At 59.7% G+C, this 15,155-nt stretch carries 12 protein-coding genes and 1 pseudogene; 10 read left to right on the top strand and 3 right to left on the bottom strand.

All coding sequences use genetic code 11. From position 1 onward, the window contains the following. Positions 1-156: 156 nt before the first annotated feature. The 4 genes from J2X09_RS24730 (at position 157) to J2X09_RS24715 (ending at position 2,569) form a co-directional block, all read left to right on the top strand. Positions 157-648, top strand: coding sequence for a cupredoxin domain-containing protein (locus tag J2X09_RS24730; RefSeq protein ID WP_204735684.1), 492 nt, complete (start codon positions 157-159; stop codon positions 646-648). 33 nt (positions 649-681) lie between these two features. Continuing rightward, positions 682-1,044 (top strand): copper-binding protein, encoded by a 363-nt coding sequence (locus tag J2X09_RS24725; protein ID WP_204735685.1) that lies wholly within the window; start codon positions 682-684, stop codon positions 1,042-1,044. Positions 1,045-1,253: 209 nt separating this feature from the next. Next, on the top strand, positions 1,254-2,024 hold the full coding sequence (locus J2X09_RS24720; RefSeq protein WP_310309649.1) for a MauE/DoxX family redox-associated membrane protein: 771 nt from the start codon (positions 1,254-1,256) through the stop codon (positions 2,022-2,024). A gap of 260 nt (positions 2,025-2,284) precedes the next feature. Beyond that, complete coding sequence (locus tag J2X09_RS24715) at positions 2,285-2,569, top strand: CopK family periplasmic copper-binding protein (protein WP_204735686.1); 285 nt, start codon at positions 2,285-2,287, stop codon at positions 2,567-2,569. A gap of 395 nt (positions 2,570-2,964) precedes the next feature. Here J2X09_RS24715 and J2X09_RS24710 read toward each other — a convergent pair whose 3' ends face one another. Both J2X09_RS24710 and J2X09_RS24705 read right to left on the bottom strand, forming a co-directional pair. Continuing rightward, positions 2,965-3,387, bottom strand: coding sequence for a hypothetical protein (locus tag J2X09_RS24710; RefSeq protein ID WP_310309647.1), 423 nt, complete (start codon positions 3,385-3,387; stop codon positions 2,965-2,967). Positions 3,388-3,792: 405 nt separating this feature from the next. Then, a complete protein-coding gene (locus J2X09_RS24705; protein WP_204735688.1) occupies positions 3,793-6,162 on the bottom strand; it encodes a heavy metal translocating P-type ATPase in 2,370 nt (789 codons plus the stop codon). A gap of 330 nt (positions 6,163-6,492) precedes the next feature. Between J2X09_RS24705 and J2X09_RS24700 the strand changes: the two genes are divergently transcribed. From J2X09_RS24700 to J2X09_RS24685, 4 genes and pseudogenes are all read left to right on the top strand, one after another. Then, complete coding sequence (locus tag J2X09_RS24700; protein ID WP_204735689.1) at positions 6,493-7,536, top strand: ArsJ-associated glyceraldehyde-3-phosphate dehydrogenase; 1,044 nt, start codon at positions 6,493-6,495, stop codon at positions 7,534-7,536. A 1-nt stretch (position 7,537) separates the two neighbouring features. After that, complete coding sequence (arsJ, locus tag J2X09_RS24695; protein ID WP_310309644.1) at positions 7,538-8,797, top strand: organoarsenical effux MFS transporter ArsJ; 1,260 nt, start codon at positions 7,538-7,540, stop codon at positions 8,795-8,797. Next, complete coding sequence (locus tag J2X09_RS24690) at positions 8,790-9,116, top strand: ArsR/SmtB family transcription factor (RefSeq protein ID WP_204735766.1); 327 nt, start codon at positions 8,790-8,792, stop codon at positions 9,114-9,116. Before arsJ ends, J2X09_RS24690 begins: the two co-directional genes overlap by 8 nt. Before the next feature lie 22 nt (positions 9,117-9,138). Beyond that, positions 9,139-9,318 (top strand): annotated as a pseudogene (locus tag J2X09_RS24685) (arsenate reductase/protein-tyrosine-phosphatase family protein); the annotation flags it as partial. A gap of 22 nt (positions 9,319-9,340) precedes the next feature. On the opposite strand, the gene J2X09_RS24680 reads toward J2X09_RS24685, so the two are convergent. Next, positions 9,341-10,888, bottom strand: a complete 1,548-nt coding sequence (locus tag J2X09_RS24680) for a tetratricopeptide repeat protein (protein WP_310309641.1) — start codon at positions 10,886-10,888, stop codon at positions 9,341-9,343. Between the two features lie 557 nt (positions 10,889-11,445). On the opposite strand from J2X09_RS24680, the gene J2X09_RS24675 reads away from it, so the two are divergent. Both J2X09_RS24675 and J2X09_RS24670 read left to right on the top strand, forming a co-directional pair. After that, a complete protein-coding gene (locus tag J2X09_RS24675) occupies positions 11,446-13,485 on the top strand; it encodes an LTA synthase family protein (RefSeq protein ID WP_204735769.1) in 2,040 nt (679 codons plus the stop codon). 562 nt (positions 13,486-14,047) lie between these two features. Beyond that, positions 14,048-15,082 (top strand): porin, encoded by a 1,035-nt coding sequence (locus tag J2X09_RS24670; protein ID WP_204735770.1) that lies wholly within the window; start codon positions 14,048-14,050, stop codon positions 15,080-15,082. Positions 15,083-15,155 lie beyond the last annotated feature (73 nt).

The following is a 15,155-nucleotide window of genomic DNA, read 5'->3' as shown; positions in this document are numbered from 1 at the left end:
CAAGCTTGGCGGGCACACCGTGAACTGGTCAAGCCCATGGACCGGCAAGTGCAGGCACAGCGCCCGCCAGTCGAACCCAGTGGTGCTGCCATGAAGCACTGAAAAATTGTTATCTCCTCCCCCCATCAACCCAACCAGCCGATAGGAATCTCCGTCATGCGCATCACTCAAACCTTGATCGTGGCCGCAATTCTTGCCGCCTCAACCGCCTCCTTCGCCCACGGCGATGAAAAGCACACCAATGCAAATGCTCCTGTGAAAATGGAGCAAAAAGCATGGGGCATCGCCGGACAGCCGAATGCTGTCAAACGCACCGTGGAGATCGGCATGACGGACAACATGCGCTTCACACCCGATTTCATCGAGGTCAAGCAAGGTGAAACGATCAAGTTCGTGCATGTCAACAATGGCAAGGTGATGCACGAGTTTGTTCTGGGAACGAAGAAAGAGCTCGATGAGCACGCCGCAATGATGAAGAAATTCCCCGGTATGGAGCACGATGAGCCCTACATGGCTCACGTGGCAGCAGGCAAAAAAGGGGAGATCATCTGGAGCTTCAACAAGGTCGGCGAGTTTGACTTCGCCTGCCTGCTGCCTGGCCACTACGAGGCCGGCATGGTGGGCAAGATCAAGGTCGTTGCCAAATAGTCCCTCGGGACATCTCTATCAAGGAAGGACATCATGAACAGATACACCCAAACGGTGGCGCAGCTTCTCGCCGCTGCAGCGCTTTCACTGTCTTTGCCCGCAATGGCACAGATGACCATGGATCACAGCAAGATGGGCATGGCTCAAGCCACGACAGGCACGGCGCCCGCACCGGGGCTGACTGACGGCGAAGTTCGCAAGATCGACAAGGAAAACGGCAAGATCACGATCAAGCACGGCGAAATCAAGCACATGGACATGCCCCCGATGACCATGGTCTTCAACGCGAAGGACAAAGCCATGCTGGACAAGGTCCAGGTAGGCGAGAAGATCCAGTTCATCGTCATCCAGGACGCCGGAAAGATGGTCGTGACCGACATTCAGCCAGGCAAGTGAGCTGACACGCACACTCAACGGCATCTCTCATTCAGGGCTCGGTTTTGCAACCTAGCCCTGAACTTTTTTTGGATATAGGGACGCCCGCGCGTGCGGTGTGGCTTGAGATGCCATGTGATGTGACACCGTGAGAGAAGAGTTCTGCGACCATGAGCGAGGCTTCGTCCAACAATGAGCTTGTCCGTAGGCCCTATCACCTGGAGACGTAAATGACATCTGCAAATCAGCCGCAAACAGCGACGCTCTACCGCATGGTCATGGACAAGCACGTGTGCCCCTATGGCTTGAAGGCGAAGGATCTTCTGCACCGCAAAGGGTTCGAGGTGGAAGACAAGTGGCTGACCACTGAGCAGGCGACAGACACCTTCAAAGCAGAGCATGGCGTGAAAACCACGCCGCAGGTCTTCATTGAAGGGAAACGGGTCGGCGGATACGACGACCTTCGCCACCACTTTGGCATGACTGTCGCAGACCCGAAGGCCACGACCTACCGCCCGGTTCTCGCGCTCTTCTGTATGACGGCCTTGATGGCCCTCGCGGTGAGCTACGCGGTTTTCGATAGCCCCTTCACGATCCGAGCAGCGGAGTGGTTTGTTGCCTTCAGCATGGCTGCGTTGGCACTGCTCAAGCTTCAGAACGTCGAGAGCTTCGCGACGATGTTCCTGAACTACGACTTGTTGGCTCGGCGGTGGGTGCCGTATTCCTACCTCTATCCGTTCGCGGAGGGCCTGGCCGGAGTCTTGATGATCGCGGGTGCGTTGAACTGGTTGTCGATCCCAGTGGCCCTCTTCATTGGAACAGTTGGCGCCGTCTCCGTTATCAAGGCCGTCTACATTGACCGACGCGAGTTGAAGTGTGCCTGCGTCGGCGGAGCCAGCAATGTTCCGCTGGGCTTCGTGTCACTCACCGAAAACCTTTTGATGATCGGTATGGGCCTGTGGATGGCCTTCTCACAATCAAGCGCCGCGATGGCCATGTAGGCCCCAGCAGTCTGTATTTCTGGGTGATACCGAGTTCAGAGGCTGAGAGTGACCTGCTGATGACATGGTGCGGTGTGGGCGGAACTCAGCGCCAGACTGTGTGCGGCTGGATCTCATCGTCGCCTCCTGACTTTGCCCTGACCAAGTTGTAATGCACTCGCAAGCTGTGGGTCAGGGGCATTTCACTACATTGAGTCCGTACGCTATACCACATCGATTCAGTTGAACTGATGTGATTTTTGTTCTCAAAGGAGACCTCCATGATTCGCAAGCTCAGCATCCTCGTCCTTTTACTGGCCGCACTGGCCCCTGCATTCGCCATGGACGCAGCCCAGTCTGAGGCCAAGCAAGTCATCGCATTGCAAAACGGCGAAAAGCTCTATGTCTTCAAGGACGGCTTGATGGCCAAGGAAAGCAAGTTTGGACGTGTGGTTCACCTCAGCAAGGGTGAAGTCGTCCAGACGGCCGACGGCAAAAGCATCACAACGACGGGCAACGAAGTCGCGCGTCTGTACGTCTTGCTGAACAAAGGCCACCAGAATTAAAGCTGTGCCACTTGCACTCTTGCGGTCAAGATTTCTCTGATTTCGAGACTGCCGTCCAAGAGCTTCTTGCCAGCAATGGCGAGAAGCTCTTTTCAGTTGGGTGCCTGCGTCTTCGTCAACCGTTCTTGAACACCGATGCTGCGCCCAGACTCATGGCTAACGCGGCGAGCACGGGTGATAGCAGCCAACCTGTGAAGGGGCGCAACAAGGCTGCGGCCTTCGAAATGCCCCCACCTTTGCTCCACTTTCGAAGAGGCAGCTGCTTAAAACCAGCGTCGCACAGGCAGACCAACTTTCCTAGTTGCCCTTTCCTCGATGCATGTGCCCGTCGCTAGGTCATCCTCCTGAGGTGACCGCCCGGTTGTCGGTTGTACGAACCCCGGCTGGTCGCCTCATCAATGAAGGTGGCGAGCCAGCTGAAGCCTTGCGAGCATGTACACGTTCCACTCCGCGGGGCCTCCACTCTCCAATGCGAACTGGCGCGTGCGATCGACGACAACATTGGGTCCTTGGGCGAACCCTGTCGGCGTGGCAAACAACGTCGACACCCGGCCACCTTCTTCCACGGCCTGCAGGACGTTGCCTACTTCGGCGACCTCCGGACCTGCGAGCCAATCGCAGAGCCACTGGTCGATGATGCCCCACTCAACGTATGTCACAACACCTTCGGCGTCTTGGGCGACACGAGAGACGACACACAAGCAGCCGCTGTGCTTTCTCTCCTCCATCGCACGTCGGAACCCCTCCGGCAATGCAACTCCGCCCTTACCTGCGACTGCATCGCGCGAAGGCACCTCGTTCCACTTAGGCTTCTTCATTTGATTCTGCTCCTCAATCGCGGGCATCGACACGAGGTCCTCGACCGGGGGGCCCACGGGATCGTCGGATATTCGTCCGTTCACAACTACGGCTGAATGCAGTGCGTCACTATGACTGGTTCAGCGTGCGCAATGGCGGATACATATCCATGAGGGCATGGTATCGCTCGGCGGGGATGGCGTCCACCTTCGTGAGGCTTGCAGGCAGCTAGGGTGGTCTGCAAATAGATCCTGGCCACTCCTCCTGTCAGTTAGCGAATCGGGAGTGACTGCCGCATCGTTGGTCTCCAGCCGACTTCAATTTGCAGCCTTACAGAGTGAGGTGAACTTTTTGCGCGGCATCACGCGCTAGGAGCTTCCGGGCATGCCGATGACATCGGAGGCGCGTGACCCTGAGGGGCAACCTCATTCTTCCCGGATCGCCGCGCCGCGCAGCCGCAAGGCGTTGCCGATCACCGACGCCGAGCTCAGGCTCATGGCCAGCGCGGCGATCATGGGCGACAACAGCCAGCCGGTGAACGGGTACAGCAGGCCCGCGGCCAACGGAATGCCCAGGGCGTTGTAGAGGAAGGCGAACGCCAGATTCTGCTTCATGTTGGCCACGGTCGCGACCGAAAGTGCACGGGCGGTGGCGATGCCGCGCAGGTCGCCTTTGACCAGAGTGAGCTGGGCGCTGTTCATGGCCACGTCGGTGCCGGTGCCCATGGCGATGCCCACGTCGGCGCGGGCCAGCGCGGGCGCATCGTTGATGCCATCGCCCGCCATCGCCACCACGCGGCCCTGCGCCTGCAGTTGCTCCACGAGCCGGAGTTTGTCGGCGGGTTTCACTTCTCCGTGGATCTCGTCGATGCCCAGGCGCTGGCCGACGGCGCGCGCGGTGGTCACGCCGTCGCCCGTGGCCATGACCACGCGGATGTTCGCCTGGCGCAGCGACGCCAGCGCGTCGGCCGTGGTGGCCTTCACCGGGTCGGACACCGCCAGCAGACCGGCCAGCGCCTTGTTCACCGCCAGGTACATGACGCTGGCACCTTGTGCGCGCAGCGCTTCGGCCTGGGTGGACAGGGGCGAAGCGTCCACGCCCTGCTGTTGCATCAGCGCCGTGTTGCCCAGGGCGAGGGACTTGCCGCCCACCACGCCCTTCACGCCGATGCCGGACTCGGAGTCGAACTGCTCGGGCTTGTCGAGCGCGAGCCCTTGTTGTTTCGCGGCCGCCACGATGGCGGCGGCCAGCGGGTGTTCGCTGCCCTGGTCGAGGCTGGCGGCGAGGCGCAAGACCTCGTCTTCGCGGAAGTCCCCGTGGCCCACGGCGCGTTCGAAGGTCGGCCGGCCTTCGGTCAGCGTGCCAGTCTTGTCGACGATCAGCGTGTCGACCTTGCGCAGGTTCTCGATGGCGGCGGCGTCGCGGAACAGGGCCCCGTGGGTGGCGCCGCGCCCGGTCGCCACCATGATGGACATGGGCGTGGCCAGGCCCAGGGCACAGGGGCAGGCGATGATCAGCACCGCCACCGCGTTGATGAGGGCGTAGACCCAGCTCGGCTCGGGCCCGAACAGGCCCCAGCCGAAGAACGTGAGCAGCGCCGCCACCACGACACCCACGACGAAGTAGCCCGCCACCTGGTCGGCCATGCGCTGCATGGGCGCGCGCGAACGCTGCGCCATGGCGACCATCTGCACGATCTGCGCGAGCACGGTGTCCGAGCCCACGTGCTCGGAGCGCATCACCAGTGCACCGCTGGTGTTGAGCGTGGCGCCGATCAGCTTGTCACCGACGCGCTTGGTCACCGGCAGCGGCTCGCCAGTGAGCATGGATTCGTCGAGCGCGCTGCTGCCCTCGACCACGGTGCCGTCGGTGGGCACCTTCTCGCCGGGGCGCACGCGCAGCAGGTCGCCCACGTGCACGTGGGCCAGCGGCACGTCTTCTTCCTGGCCGTCGGCCGAGATGCGCCGCGCGGTCTTGGGCGCCAGACCCAGCAGCGAACGGATCGCCGCCGAGGTTTGTGAACGTGCCTTGAGCTCCAGCAGTTGACCGAGCAGGGTCAGCGAGATGATCACCGCCGCCGCTTCGAAGTACACCGCGACCCGGCCCATCGAGACAAAGGAGTCCGGGAACACCTGCGGCGCCACCGTGGCCACCAGGCTGTAGACGAACGCCGCACCCGTGCCCAGGCTGATCAGCGTCCACATGTTGGGGCTGCGGTTCATCACCGACTGCGCGCCGCGCACGAAGAACGGCCAGCCGGCCCACAGCACGATCGGCACGGTCAACACCAGTTCGATCCAGCTCTGCGTGGCCATGTCGAACCAGCCGAGCTTGTGGCCGAACATCGCCAGCACGGTGACCACCACCGAGAGGGGCAAGGTCCACCAGAAGCGGCGCTGGAAATCCAACAGTTCCGGGTTCTCGTCGGCGTCGAGTTCGGGCATGACCGGTTCGAGCGACATGCCGCATTTGGGGCAGTTGCCCGGGTGGTCCTGCCGGATCTCCGGGTGCATGGGACAGGTGTAGACCGTGCCGGGCTTGCCCTGCGGAGCGGGCGTTGGGGCTGCGTGACGCTCCGCCGCGTTTGTAACAAACCGCTCGGGTTCGGCTGCAAACCGGGTCTGGCACTTCGCACTGCAGAAATAGTACGGTCGCCCCGCGTGCTCGAGGTGGTGTGGCGACTTCTCGGTGACGGCCATCCCGCACACCGGATCTTTCAGTCCGGTTGCCGGGTGAGGCGGTTTGGACGCGCCGTGGTGGTGGTCCGCATGGCTGTGTTGTGCTTGTGTGTCCATGTCTTTCCCTTCTTGGAAGTTACGAAACCCCGTGGCCCTGATCACCATCTTCCGCCAAATTGTCGCGAGAGGCATTGCTGTGAGTTGAGGAAAGGATGAGCCTTGACACCATGGGAAGGTCAAGATGTGTGAACGGACTTTCTCTCGGTTCGCTAGGCCTAGGGGTCACTCAGGTTCGGTGAGCGTCTAGCCCGTCCTGCGCGTTTTTTGGTGATGCGTTGCAGTCGACCTTACGTAGTACTAGATCACGCTCTTCACGACACTGACGCATATCTCTGCGATAGTTCAATTATTATTGAATGATTGATTTAATTTCCAACGGAGAACCACATGAAGGTTGGCATCAACGGCATGGGCCGCATCGGGCGACTGGCGCTGCGCGCAGCCATGGGGGCCGCCGAGCGGCAAAAAGACGATCCACGTGCAGGCAATCGGCTGGAGGTGGTGCACCTCAACGAACTCAAGGGCGGCGCCGCCGCCACGGCGCACCTGCTTGCTTTCGACAGCGTGCAAGGTAAATGGCGAGCGGACATCGCCGCCGAGGGCGAGGACACCATCCGCATCGATGAGCAGAGGCTGTCGTTCAGCACCCACGGCACGGCGGCGGAGATTCCCTGGGGCGATCTGGGTGTGGACGTGGTGCTGGAATGCACCGGCAAGTTCCTCACACCTGAGACTTTGCAGGGCCATTTGGACCGTGGCGCAAAACGCGTCATCGTGGCCGCACCAGTCAAGGTCGGCGGCGTGCTCAATATCGTCGTGGGTGTGAACCACACGCAGTACGACCCTGCGCGCGACCGCATTGTCACCGCCGCGTCTTGCACGACCAACTGCCTGGCGCCTGTAGTACAGGTGGTGCACGAGGCCATTGGCATCCGCCACGGCCAGATCACCACGCTGCACAACCCGACGAACACCAACCTGGTGGTGGACGCTCCGCACAAGGATCTGCGCCGCGCACGCAGCGCGCTGATGAGCCTGGCGCCCACGACCACTGGCAGCGCCACCGCGATCGCACTGATCTACCCTGAACTCAAAGGCAAGCTCAACGGACACGCGGTGCGCGTGCCGGCGCTCAACGCGTCGCTCACCGACTGCGTGTTCGAGCTCAAGCGCGAGACGACGGCGGAGGAGGTGAACGCGTTGTTCGCCAACGCGGCAAAAGGCTCGCTGGCGGGCATTCTTGGCTATGAGATGCGCCCGCTGGTCAGCGCCGACTACGCACGCGACACACGCAGCTCCATCGTGGATGCGCTCTCCACCATGGTGACCGACGGTACGCTGCTCAAGGTCTACGCCTGGTACGACAACGAGATGGGTTACGCCTGCCGCATGGTCGACCTGGCCTGCCATATGAGCGAAGCGGGCGTCTGACATGCAGCACGCCGCGCGCAACTACGCCATCGTCACCGCCGCCTACTGGGGTTTTACTCTCACCGACGGCGCGCTGCGCATGCTGGTGCTGTTGCACTTCTACAAGCTCGGTTATTCCCCGTTTGCTCTCGCGTTCCTTTTCCTGCTGTATGAAGCAGCGGGCGTGCTGGCCAACCTGATCGGTGGCTGGCTCGCCACACGCTACGGCATCACGCGCATGCTCACTGTGGGCCTGATCACGCAGATCATCGGATTCACGCTACTCTCGATGCTCGATCCGGCGTGGACCGCCGCCATGTCGGTCGCCTGGGTGGTTTTGGCCCAAGGCATTTGCGGCGTGGCGAAGGATTTGACCAAGACCGCAAGCAAGTCGGCGATCAAGGTCACCGCTTCGCAAGCCAAAGAGCAGGGTTCGAGCCAACTGTTCAAGTGGGTGGCGTGGTTCACGGGCAGCAAGAACGCGATGAAGGGCGTGGGCTTCTTCTTGGGCGGCCTGCTGCTGGAGTCTCTCGGTTTTCAAGCGTCGCTGTGGTGCATGGCGGGCCTGCTCGCTTTGGTTTTGATCGGTGTGATCAGTTCGTTGCCTGCCATGATGGGCAAGAGCAAGGCGTCCAAGTCGGCCAAAGAGTTGTTCGCGAAGAACGCGGGCATCAACGCCCTGGCAGCGGCGCGCGTCGTCCTGTTCGGCGCGCGCGACGTTTGGTTCGTGGTAGGCGTGCCGGTGTTCTTGTACTCGCAAGGCTGGACCTTCACCATGGTGGGTGGCTTTCTCGCGGCCTGGACGATTGGCTATGGACTGGTGCAGGCGCTCGCGCCGCAACTGGTGCGCCGCAGTGCAGACGGCCTGAGCGCCGAGGTCCCCGCCGCCCGCCTGTGGTCCGCGTTGTTGGCGCTGGTGCCGCTCGGCATTGCCGCCGCGGTCTACCTGCAAGTGCCGAACCTGGAGTGGGTGGTGGTGGGCGGTTTAGGCCTGTTCGGCTTTGCGTTCGCCGTCAACTCGTCGGTGCACTCGTACCTCATCCTGGCGTACGCCGGTTCAGAAAAGGCGGCCGAGGACGTCGGTTTCTATTACGCGGCGAATGCACTGGGGCGTTTCATGGGCACGCTCATGTCCGGATTGCTGTACCAGTGGGGGGGCCTGCTGTACGCGTTGACGGGCTCTGCCGTGATGCTGGTGATCTGCTGGATGCTCACGCTGCTACTCCCCGTACGGAAGCAGGTTGATGCCCTTGCAAAGAACGAAAGACTGAATCATGGATGAAGCCGACGTCGTGCGCGCCCTCGGAGCGCTCGCGCAGGAAACGCGCCTGCGCATCTTCCGCCTGCTGGTGGTGGCCGGACCTCAAGGGGTCTCGCCCGGCCAGATGGCCGAGGCGCTGGGGTGCTCTCCCACCACGCTCTCGTTCCACCTCAAGGAGTTGGTGCATGCCGGTTTGGCCGGCAGCGAGCGAGATGGCCGTCACCTGATCTACCGCGCCAGCATTCCGCAGATGAACGGACTGCTGGGTTTTCTCACCGCGCATTGCTGCGAAGGGCAGCCCTGCGAAGTCAATCAGGTCATTTGTACCGACTGTCCCTGAACATCCACACCGAAAGACTCCCATGCTGAAACCCACCTACAACGTCTTGTTCATCTGCACCGGCAACTCGGTGCGCAGCATCATGGCCGAAGCCATCCTGAACCCGCTCGGTGCAGGCCGCTTCCGTGCGTACAGCGCGGGGAGTCATGCGGCCGGTGCTGTCAATCCGAATGCCATCGAACTCCTGGAGCGCAGCCATCTGCGAGGTTCAATACATCCCCTACCTATTTGGCCAAAGCAGTGCGTAGCGTTTTTTTGACGCTGTGCGCCCAACTCGCACCCTGCCGAAGTGTTGCGATCGTGGCGATAGGCACCTGCGCGAAGAAAAGTGACTCGTCTAAGTCGCAGAGATCAAGGACGTACTTGAGCCGGTGCTCTCTCAGTCGACGTTCTCCCCGCGTGACCGAGCCGCTTTCACCCGTGTGTCCAAAAAACTCAGCAGCCTCGCGCAGATGGTCTAAGAACCTAGATTCAAGAGCCGGAATCGCGCGGCTGAAGCGAGAGCGTAGTCTCTCATCAGCAGCATCCTTAGAGACGACGAATCCCCATGGCCTCGAGCCTGAGGCAATGTCAACGCATATGGCCTCCGTTCGAGTCAGTCCAAAGTCTCTTGCAATGCGGAGACGATGAGCTACGCCAGGATCCAGACGAGCGATTATGTCTATCGCCTCGAAGGCTCTTTTCCTTTCTCCGCGAATTGGAAGCACGAACGTGCCCAAGAGATTCCGTGCAATCGCGTCACCTTGGCTCGCTGCCAGCGTCATCCAATGCATGCCAGCCTCAAACGCCTCGATGTCCAGCGCCGATTTCAATATCGATGCTCCCAGTTGACGTTGCGCGCAGGGGTCCCCACTTGAAGCAGCCTTCTCCAGGAAGAATCTGGCAGCTTGTGGGTTGGCAACAGACCCCTGGCCATACGCGTGTACGCGATAGAGGAGCAACCATGCCTCCATTATCCCCGCATCTGCAGCGCGAAAGAGAAGGGCTGTTCCGCCCCGGACGTTTCGCTTTGGAGTCAAACTTGCAGACCACGCAAACACCGAATCAATGCCGCAAAGGGCGCGACCCAAGACCAAGGCGGCAGATGAATTTCCCCGCTTCACGCAGTCTTCCAGCATCGACTGCAGTCGACCACTATCCATCTGCGGCAACGTCATGCGCTGGTTTTGGGTTGCGACCAGCGCAATGCACACAGCATCACAGAGTTCCGGGGTTTGTTCCACTTCCAATGAAACCGCGTATTCCATGACACGAGCAGCAACATCCAGGTCGCCATTCCTTACAGCCGACGACAGTGCTTGAGCCATCGTTCCACTAGCGTCTATCTCAGGGAGAGAGGCAAGTGTGGACATGGCGACCTTCATTGAGTCTTCTTTGCCGCCCGATAGCGCGTTCATTGCTGCTGCTGCATGTTGGCATCCATCTGCGCTCGCTTGGGCCCAAAGACGGTAAAAGGAATCCACCTCTCCATGTGTCAACGCGCGCCAAAAGCCTAGTTTGAGACACGCGGAAGTTGCACCACCGTTTGCTGCAGATGTAAGCACAACGACAAGACCCCGTCGGACCAGTTCGCTCAGCGGCAGCGCGTCAGCGATGATTCTTGCCGACAGCCCAGAGTCCGCTAAAGAGGGATGTGAAAGGTACTTGAGTCCGAGGTCAATGTACTTCGAGAACCCATCAGTGCCCAGCAAGTAGCGTTGCCCTAGTTCGCAAAGAGCATTGCGATCACCTTGTTTCGCAAGTGCCAGAAGCTGTACGTCTTGTCGTCGCATTCTTTCCCGTGGAGTTAGATGGTCTCCCTTTCTCATGTCGCACCATTGCAGACACCTGTGACCATGCACGAGACAATTTATCTGTGAGGTGGTTTCCAAACCGTGGCTTGCTCATTACGGATGAGTCAGGAGGCTGTTACGTGACCCGCGTCATGTTGGTCTGAGCATCGCTATTCCGTTGGAGCTCATACCTTTACGTCATAAAGAGCTCTGTTGAGACTCACGTGGCGCTGACTACTGCGCGATTCAAGTGCAGATTTCTAACGATAAGGTGACTTCGTTTTAACCAAGACGCAAGCATCTAGAAACTAGGCTCTCAGTAGATTCCTCTTGCGACGTTGCGCACCTTCGAGCGTTGACGCCAGGAGGTACCACGTCCGTTGAAGAACGGGATTGGCTTGCGCGAGATGACTCGCCTGAGTGCTCGTTTGCTCTACGTCGCCTCCCCCCTGCGACCACGACATTGTTCTTAACCACCTCATTTGTACTTCCGTGGCTACGGTGGAAGGTGTTGAGCTTGAAGGCGTCGCAGAGTCCGACTATGCGATGAGACCAGCATGCCGCTTTGGAATTCGAAGAAATTTCAATCAAAATTGAAGACAAGTGCCGCTTCTAGCCGCCGGCTTGGGAGTGCTCTGACGAGCCATCGCGAGTTGGAAGCACATTCAACTTTGCAACGCCTCATGGTCGTGTTACGACCATTACTCATTCCCATGGCATGCATGCTGCTCTTGCTGTGGGTATCCCGTTTCGCCATGTCTTTCTGGCAGGCGAGTCGGATTTCGGAGGCTGATGCGTGGAGGCACCTCCTGCTTGAGGGACTTAGATTCGACCTAGTTCTTGTTGGCATGGTTTGGGTTTTTCCCGCAACTGCAACACCTTGGATGGCGCTGTATCGCGGCAGCCGTGTTTGGTGGTCGGCCTTTCTGCGCTACTACGGCGGAGTGGCGGTGCTGCTGGTGGCTTTCATGGAACTGGCCACACCAGCCTTCATTGGTCAGTACGACAGCCGCCCCAACTACCTCTTTGTCGAGTACCTCGCCTATGGAAAGGAAGTGGGTGGCACGCTGTTAAAGGACTATTGGCCACATCTGCTTTTCACCGCAGTCCTTCTCCCCCTTCTGGCATTGGTTTACTGGCGGATGAGCAAACCCATACGTGCCTCCGCTCAGCTGCGCCTATGGCAAGCGCCGTTGCTCTCGGTCCTGCTCTTTGCAGTGTTGGCGGTAAGCGCTCGGGGAGCCCTTGGCCACCGAGCGGCCAACCCGGCGAGTGCTGCAGTGACGACCGACCACTTGGTCAACGAGCTTCCACTGAGCTCCCTCTACACAGTCAGCTATGCGATTTATCAGTCAAGAAAGGCTGAAGAAGGTGGCATCACGTACGCGGAGATTCCCGAGTCAAAGGTCATAGAAATCGTTCGCCGTGAAACAGGCCTTCCCTCGACTGCATTTCGAGACCCTTCGGTGCCGTTGCGCCATCAGATAGCGAGCTTGCAGCCGCGAGAGCGGCCGCTAAACCTTGTGCTTATCCTGGAGGAGAGCCTCGGTGGCGAGTTCGTGGGGAGGCTTGGAGGTCTTCCCCTCACTCCCAACCTTGACCGCCTAGCGGATGAGGGCATTTGGTTTGAAAACCTTTACGCAACAGGAACTCGCTCAGTGCGGGGGATTGAAGCAGTGGTGGCTGGCTTCCCACCGACGGCTGCGGTAAGCACCGTGAAGTTGGCAAAGTCCCAACGTGACTTCTTTACCCTCGCCGGATTCTTGAAGCCGCATGGCTACACGTCGACGTTCTTCTACGGTGGCGAGTCGCATTTTGACAATATGCGAAGCTACTTCATGGGCAACGGCTTTGACCGTGTAGTAGAGCAAAAGGACATGCCGAAGAGCGCGTTCATAGGTACTTGGGGCGCATCCGATGGTGACCTTTTCGAACTCGCTCACCGGCAATTTACTCAGCAGCCTAAGGACAAGCCATTCTTCGGTCTGGTGCTCAGCTCCTCAAATCACTCGCCATTCGAGTTTCCGGACGGCAACTTCGACTTGTATGAGGAACCAAGAAGCACGGTCAACAACGCTGTGAAGTATGCGGACCATGCACTTGGACGCTTCTTCGAGAAGGCCAAGTCTTCTGAGTACTGGCAAAACACACTTTTCCTCGTGGTGGCTGACCACAACTCTAGAGTGTATGGACCATCCGTGATACCAGTCGAACGCTTTCACATCCCAGGTCTCATTCTTGGAGGCGCGATTCGCTCGCCGGAACGCATCGCGTCCATCGCAAGTCAGATAGACCTTGCACCTACCCTGGTATCGTTGATGGGTCTGAGCGGGGAGAGTCCCTGGATGGGCCGGGATATGAGTGACCCAGCTCAACGCGCGCGAGTGGGTCGAGCCATTCTGCAGTTCGACAAGATTCAGGCATACATGGAGGGCGACCGCCTGGCAGTTTTGCAGCCAGACCGTCCGGCCAGGGTCATGCGCTACGCCAAAGGGGTGTTGAGTGATTTGCCAGAAGGCGACCCAGGACTGGTGGAGACCGCACAAGCGCATGCTCGATACGCCCAATGGGCATATCAACGTCAATGGCATCGCTGAGCCGAGGTGGAGATGTCTCGCGGGTACGCTGACTCTGCGGGGAGCTTCAGGCGTTGTTCGCAAAGCCCGATATGGCGCACTGGGCGTCACTCATGGACCGCATTGACTATAAGTAGTACAACCTGAAGCGCCTCGGGCGTACCGGCCATTGTTCTCCTCAGGGGTTCGCGCCCGTTCTCCGACGCGATGCCTAAGGCGCTTCTCTTTCATGCGCGAGCCTTTAGCGTGAGCTGCACACAGCTAATTGCTCCGGTCCGCCACAGAACTCTCTGCCTCTAGAACGTGTGCCGCCTTGACTTTTGTTAGGGCTAGAGCACTGCAATCTCGTGCATAGATTTCTTGGCTGTGATGAGCGCGAGTGCGGCGAGCCCGTGGACGCCAGCATACAGATGGCGCCTCCTGTAGGAGAAATCACTTGCGATTTTTTCTGCAACTCGGGGCCGACATGCTTCATTCCTTGTTGTGCCCATAGCCTACGTATCGCACCAAGTTTTCTTGCAGCCAGTGGCTGCGACGAGAGCAGTTGGAGGTGCGTACCAAACCTAAACTAGGAGCAATCAATATGAACAGGAAAATGCTGACGCTCGCTGCGCTGGCAGCCATGTCTACCGTCGCAAGCGCCCAATCTTCTGTGACGCTGTTTGGCGTTGTCGACGCTGCGGTGCGTTCGGTGAAGAACGGATCTGCCGGATCGCAAACTCAACTTGCTTCTGGCGACAACATGACCAGTCGCTGGGGTCTGCGCGGCGTGGAGGACCTCGGTGGCGGTCTGAGAGCCAGCTTCCACCTCGAATCACAGTTCGCCGTGGACACGGGTACAGCGGACCCCGCAAAGTTCTTTGGCCGTCGTTCGACGGTGAGTCTGAGCGGTGGATTCGGTGAAGTCCGACTGGGTCGCGACTACACCCCCACTTTCATGAACGGCCTGGGCGACGAATTTGGAATCGTGGGTATTGGCTCACGCGGCATCTTCCTCTATGGAGCTGGCTCGAACCTGGGCAGCGTGGCCAGCACGGTTCTCCGTGCGGACAATGCAATCAGCTACCTGCTGCCCGCTATGGGTGGCGTGTATGGCCAGATTCAAGTCGCGCCAAGCGAAGGAATTGTGGGCAACCGCTATACGGGCGGTGGGCTCGGATACAAGAACTCGGCGATGGACGTTGGTGTGGCATACGGTGTCACCGATGTCGGAACGCCTTCTGACTTCAAACACTACAACGTCAAGTTCAACTACATGTTTGGTTTTGCAACGTTGCACACGCTGTATGACGTGAAGACCTGGGGTGGCCGCAAGACGCAGGACATCTCCATCGGCGCCAGCGTTCCTGTTGCCACCGGCACCATCCGCGTTGGCTACACACGCGCCAATCGCTCGGGTGGTCCAGTGGGCTCTGGCTATGCAGACGGCGACGACAGCAGTCGTCTGGCAATCGGCTATGTGCACGACCTGTCGAAGCGTACGGCACTCTACACCACATATAGCCGAATCAGCAACGACGGCGCCGCTCGCAGTTCTGTCCTCGGAACGCCTCCCGCCGGCATGCTGGGGGGTGAAAACTCCTCCGGCTTCGAGGTGGGCCTGCGCCACACCTTCTAAGCTGATGCCCCGGTTCTCCGGGTGACCTCGGGTTCTTCTCGCACGCGGATTGGCCGGTATGACACGTCCGTGT

Source organism: Hydrogenophaga laconesensis (assembly GCF_031457235.1).
In the GTDB taxonomy this organism is placed as follows: domain Bacteria; phylum Pseudomonadota; class Gammaproteobacteria; order Burkholderiales; family Burkholderiaceae_C; genus Hydrogenophaga; species Hydrogenophaga laconesensis.
Note: the sequence above shows the minus strand (reverse complement) of the source record. Positions and strands in the feature narration are given on the sequence as shown.

Bases quoted from the DNA above. Each gene is read 5' to 3' on its own strand.
- J2X09_RS24730 (WP_204735684.1), top strand. From the start codon at position 157: ATGCGCATCACTCAAACCTTGATCGTGGCCGCAATTCTTGCCGCCTCA.
- J2X09_RS24725 (WP_204735685.1), top strand. From the start codon at position 682: ATGAACAGATACACCCAAACGGTGGCGCAGCTTCTCGCCGCTGCAGCG.
- J2X09_RS24720 (WP_310309649.1), top strand. From the start codon at position 1,254: ATGACATCTGCAAATCAGCCGCAAACAGCGACGCTCTACCGCATGGTC.
- J2X09_RS24715 (WP_204735686.1), top strand. From the start codon at position 2,285: ATGATTCGCAAGCTCAGCATCCTCGTCCTTTTACTGGCCGCACTGGCC.
- J2X09_RS24710 (WP_310309647.1), bottom strand. From the start codon at position 3,387: ATGAAGAAGCCTAAGTGGAACGAGGTGCCTTCGCGCGATGCAGTCGCA.
- J2X09_RS24705 (WP_204735688.1), bottom strand. From the start codon at position 6,162: ATGGACACACAAGCACAACACAGCCATGCGGACCACCACCACGGCGCG.
- J2X09_RS24700 (WP_204735689.1), top strand. From the start codon at position 6,493: ATGAAGGTTGGCATCAACGGCATGGGCCGCATCGGGCGACTGGCGCTG.
- arsJ (WP_310309644.1), top strand. From the start codon at position 7,538: ATGCAGCACGCCGCGCGCAACTACGCCATCGTCACCGCCGCCTACTGG.
- J2X09_RS24690 (WP_204735766.1), top strand. From the start codon at position 8,790: ATGGATGAAGCCGACGTCGTGCGCGCCCTCGGAGCGCTCGCGCAGGAA.
- J2X09_RS24680 (WP_310309641.1), bottom strand. From the start codon at position 10,888: ATGCGACGACAAGACGTACAGCTTCTGGCACTTGCGAAACAAGGTGAT.
- J2X09_RS24675 (WP_204735769.1), top strand. From the start codon at position 11,446: ATGCCGCTTTGGAATTCGAAGAAATTTCAATCAAAATTGAAGACAAGT.
- J2X09_RS24670 (WP_204735770.1), top strand. From the start codon at position 14,048: ATGAACAGGAAAATGCTGACGCTCGCTGCGCTGGCAGCCATGTCTACC.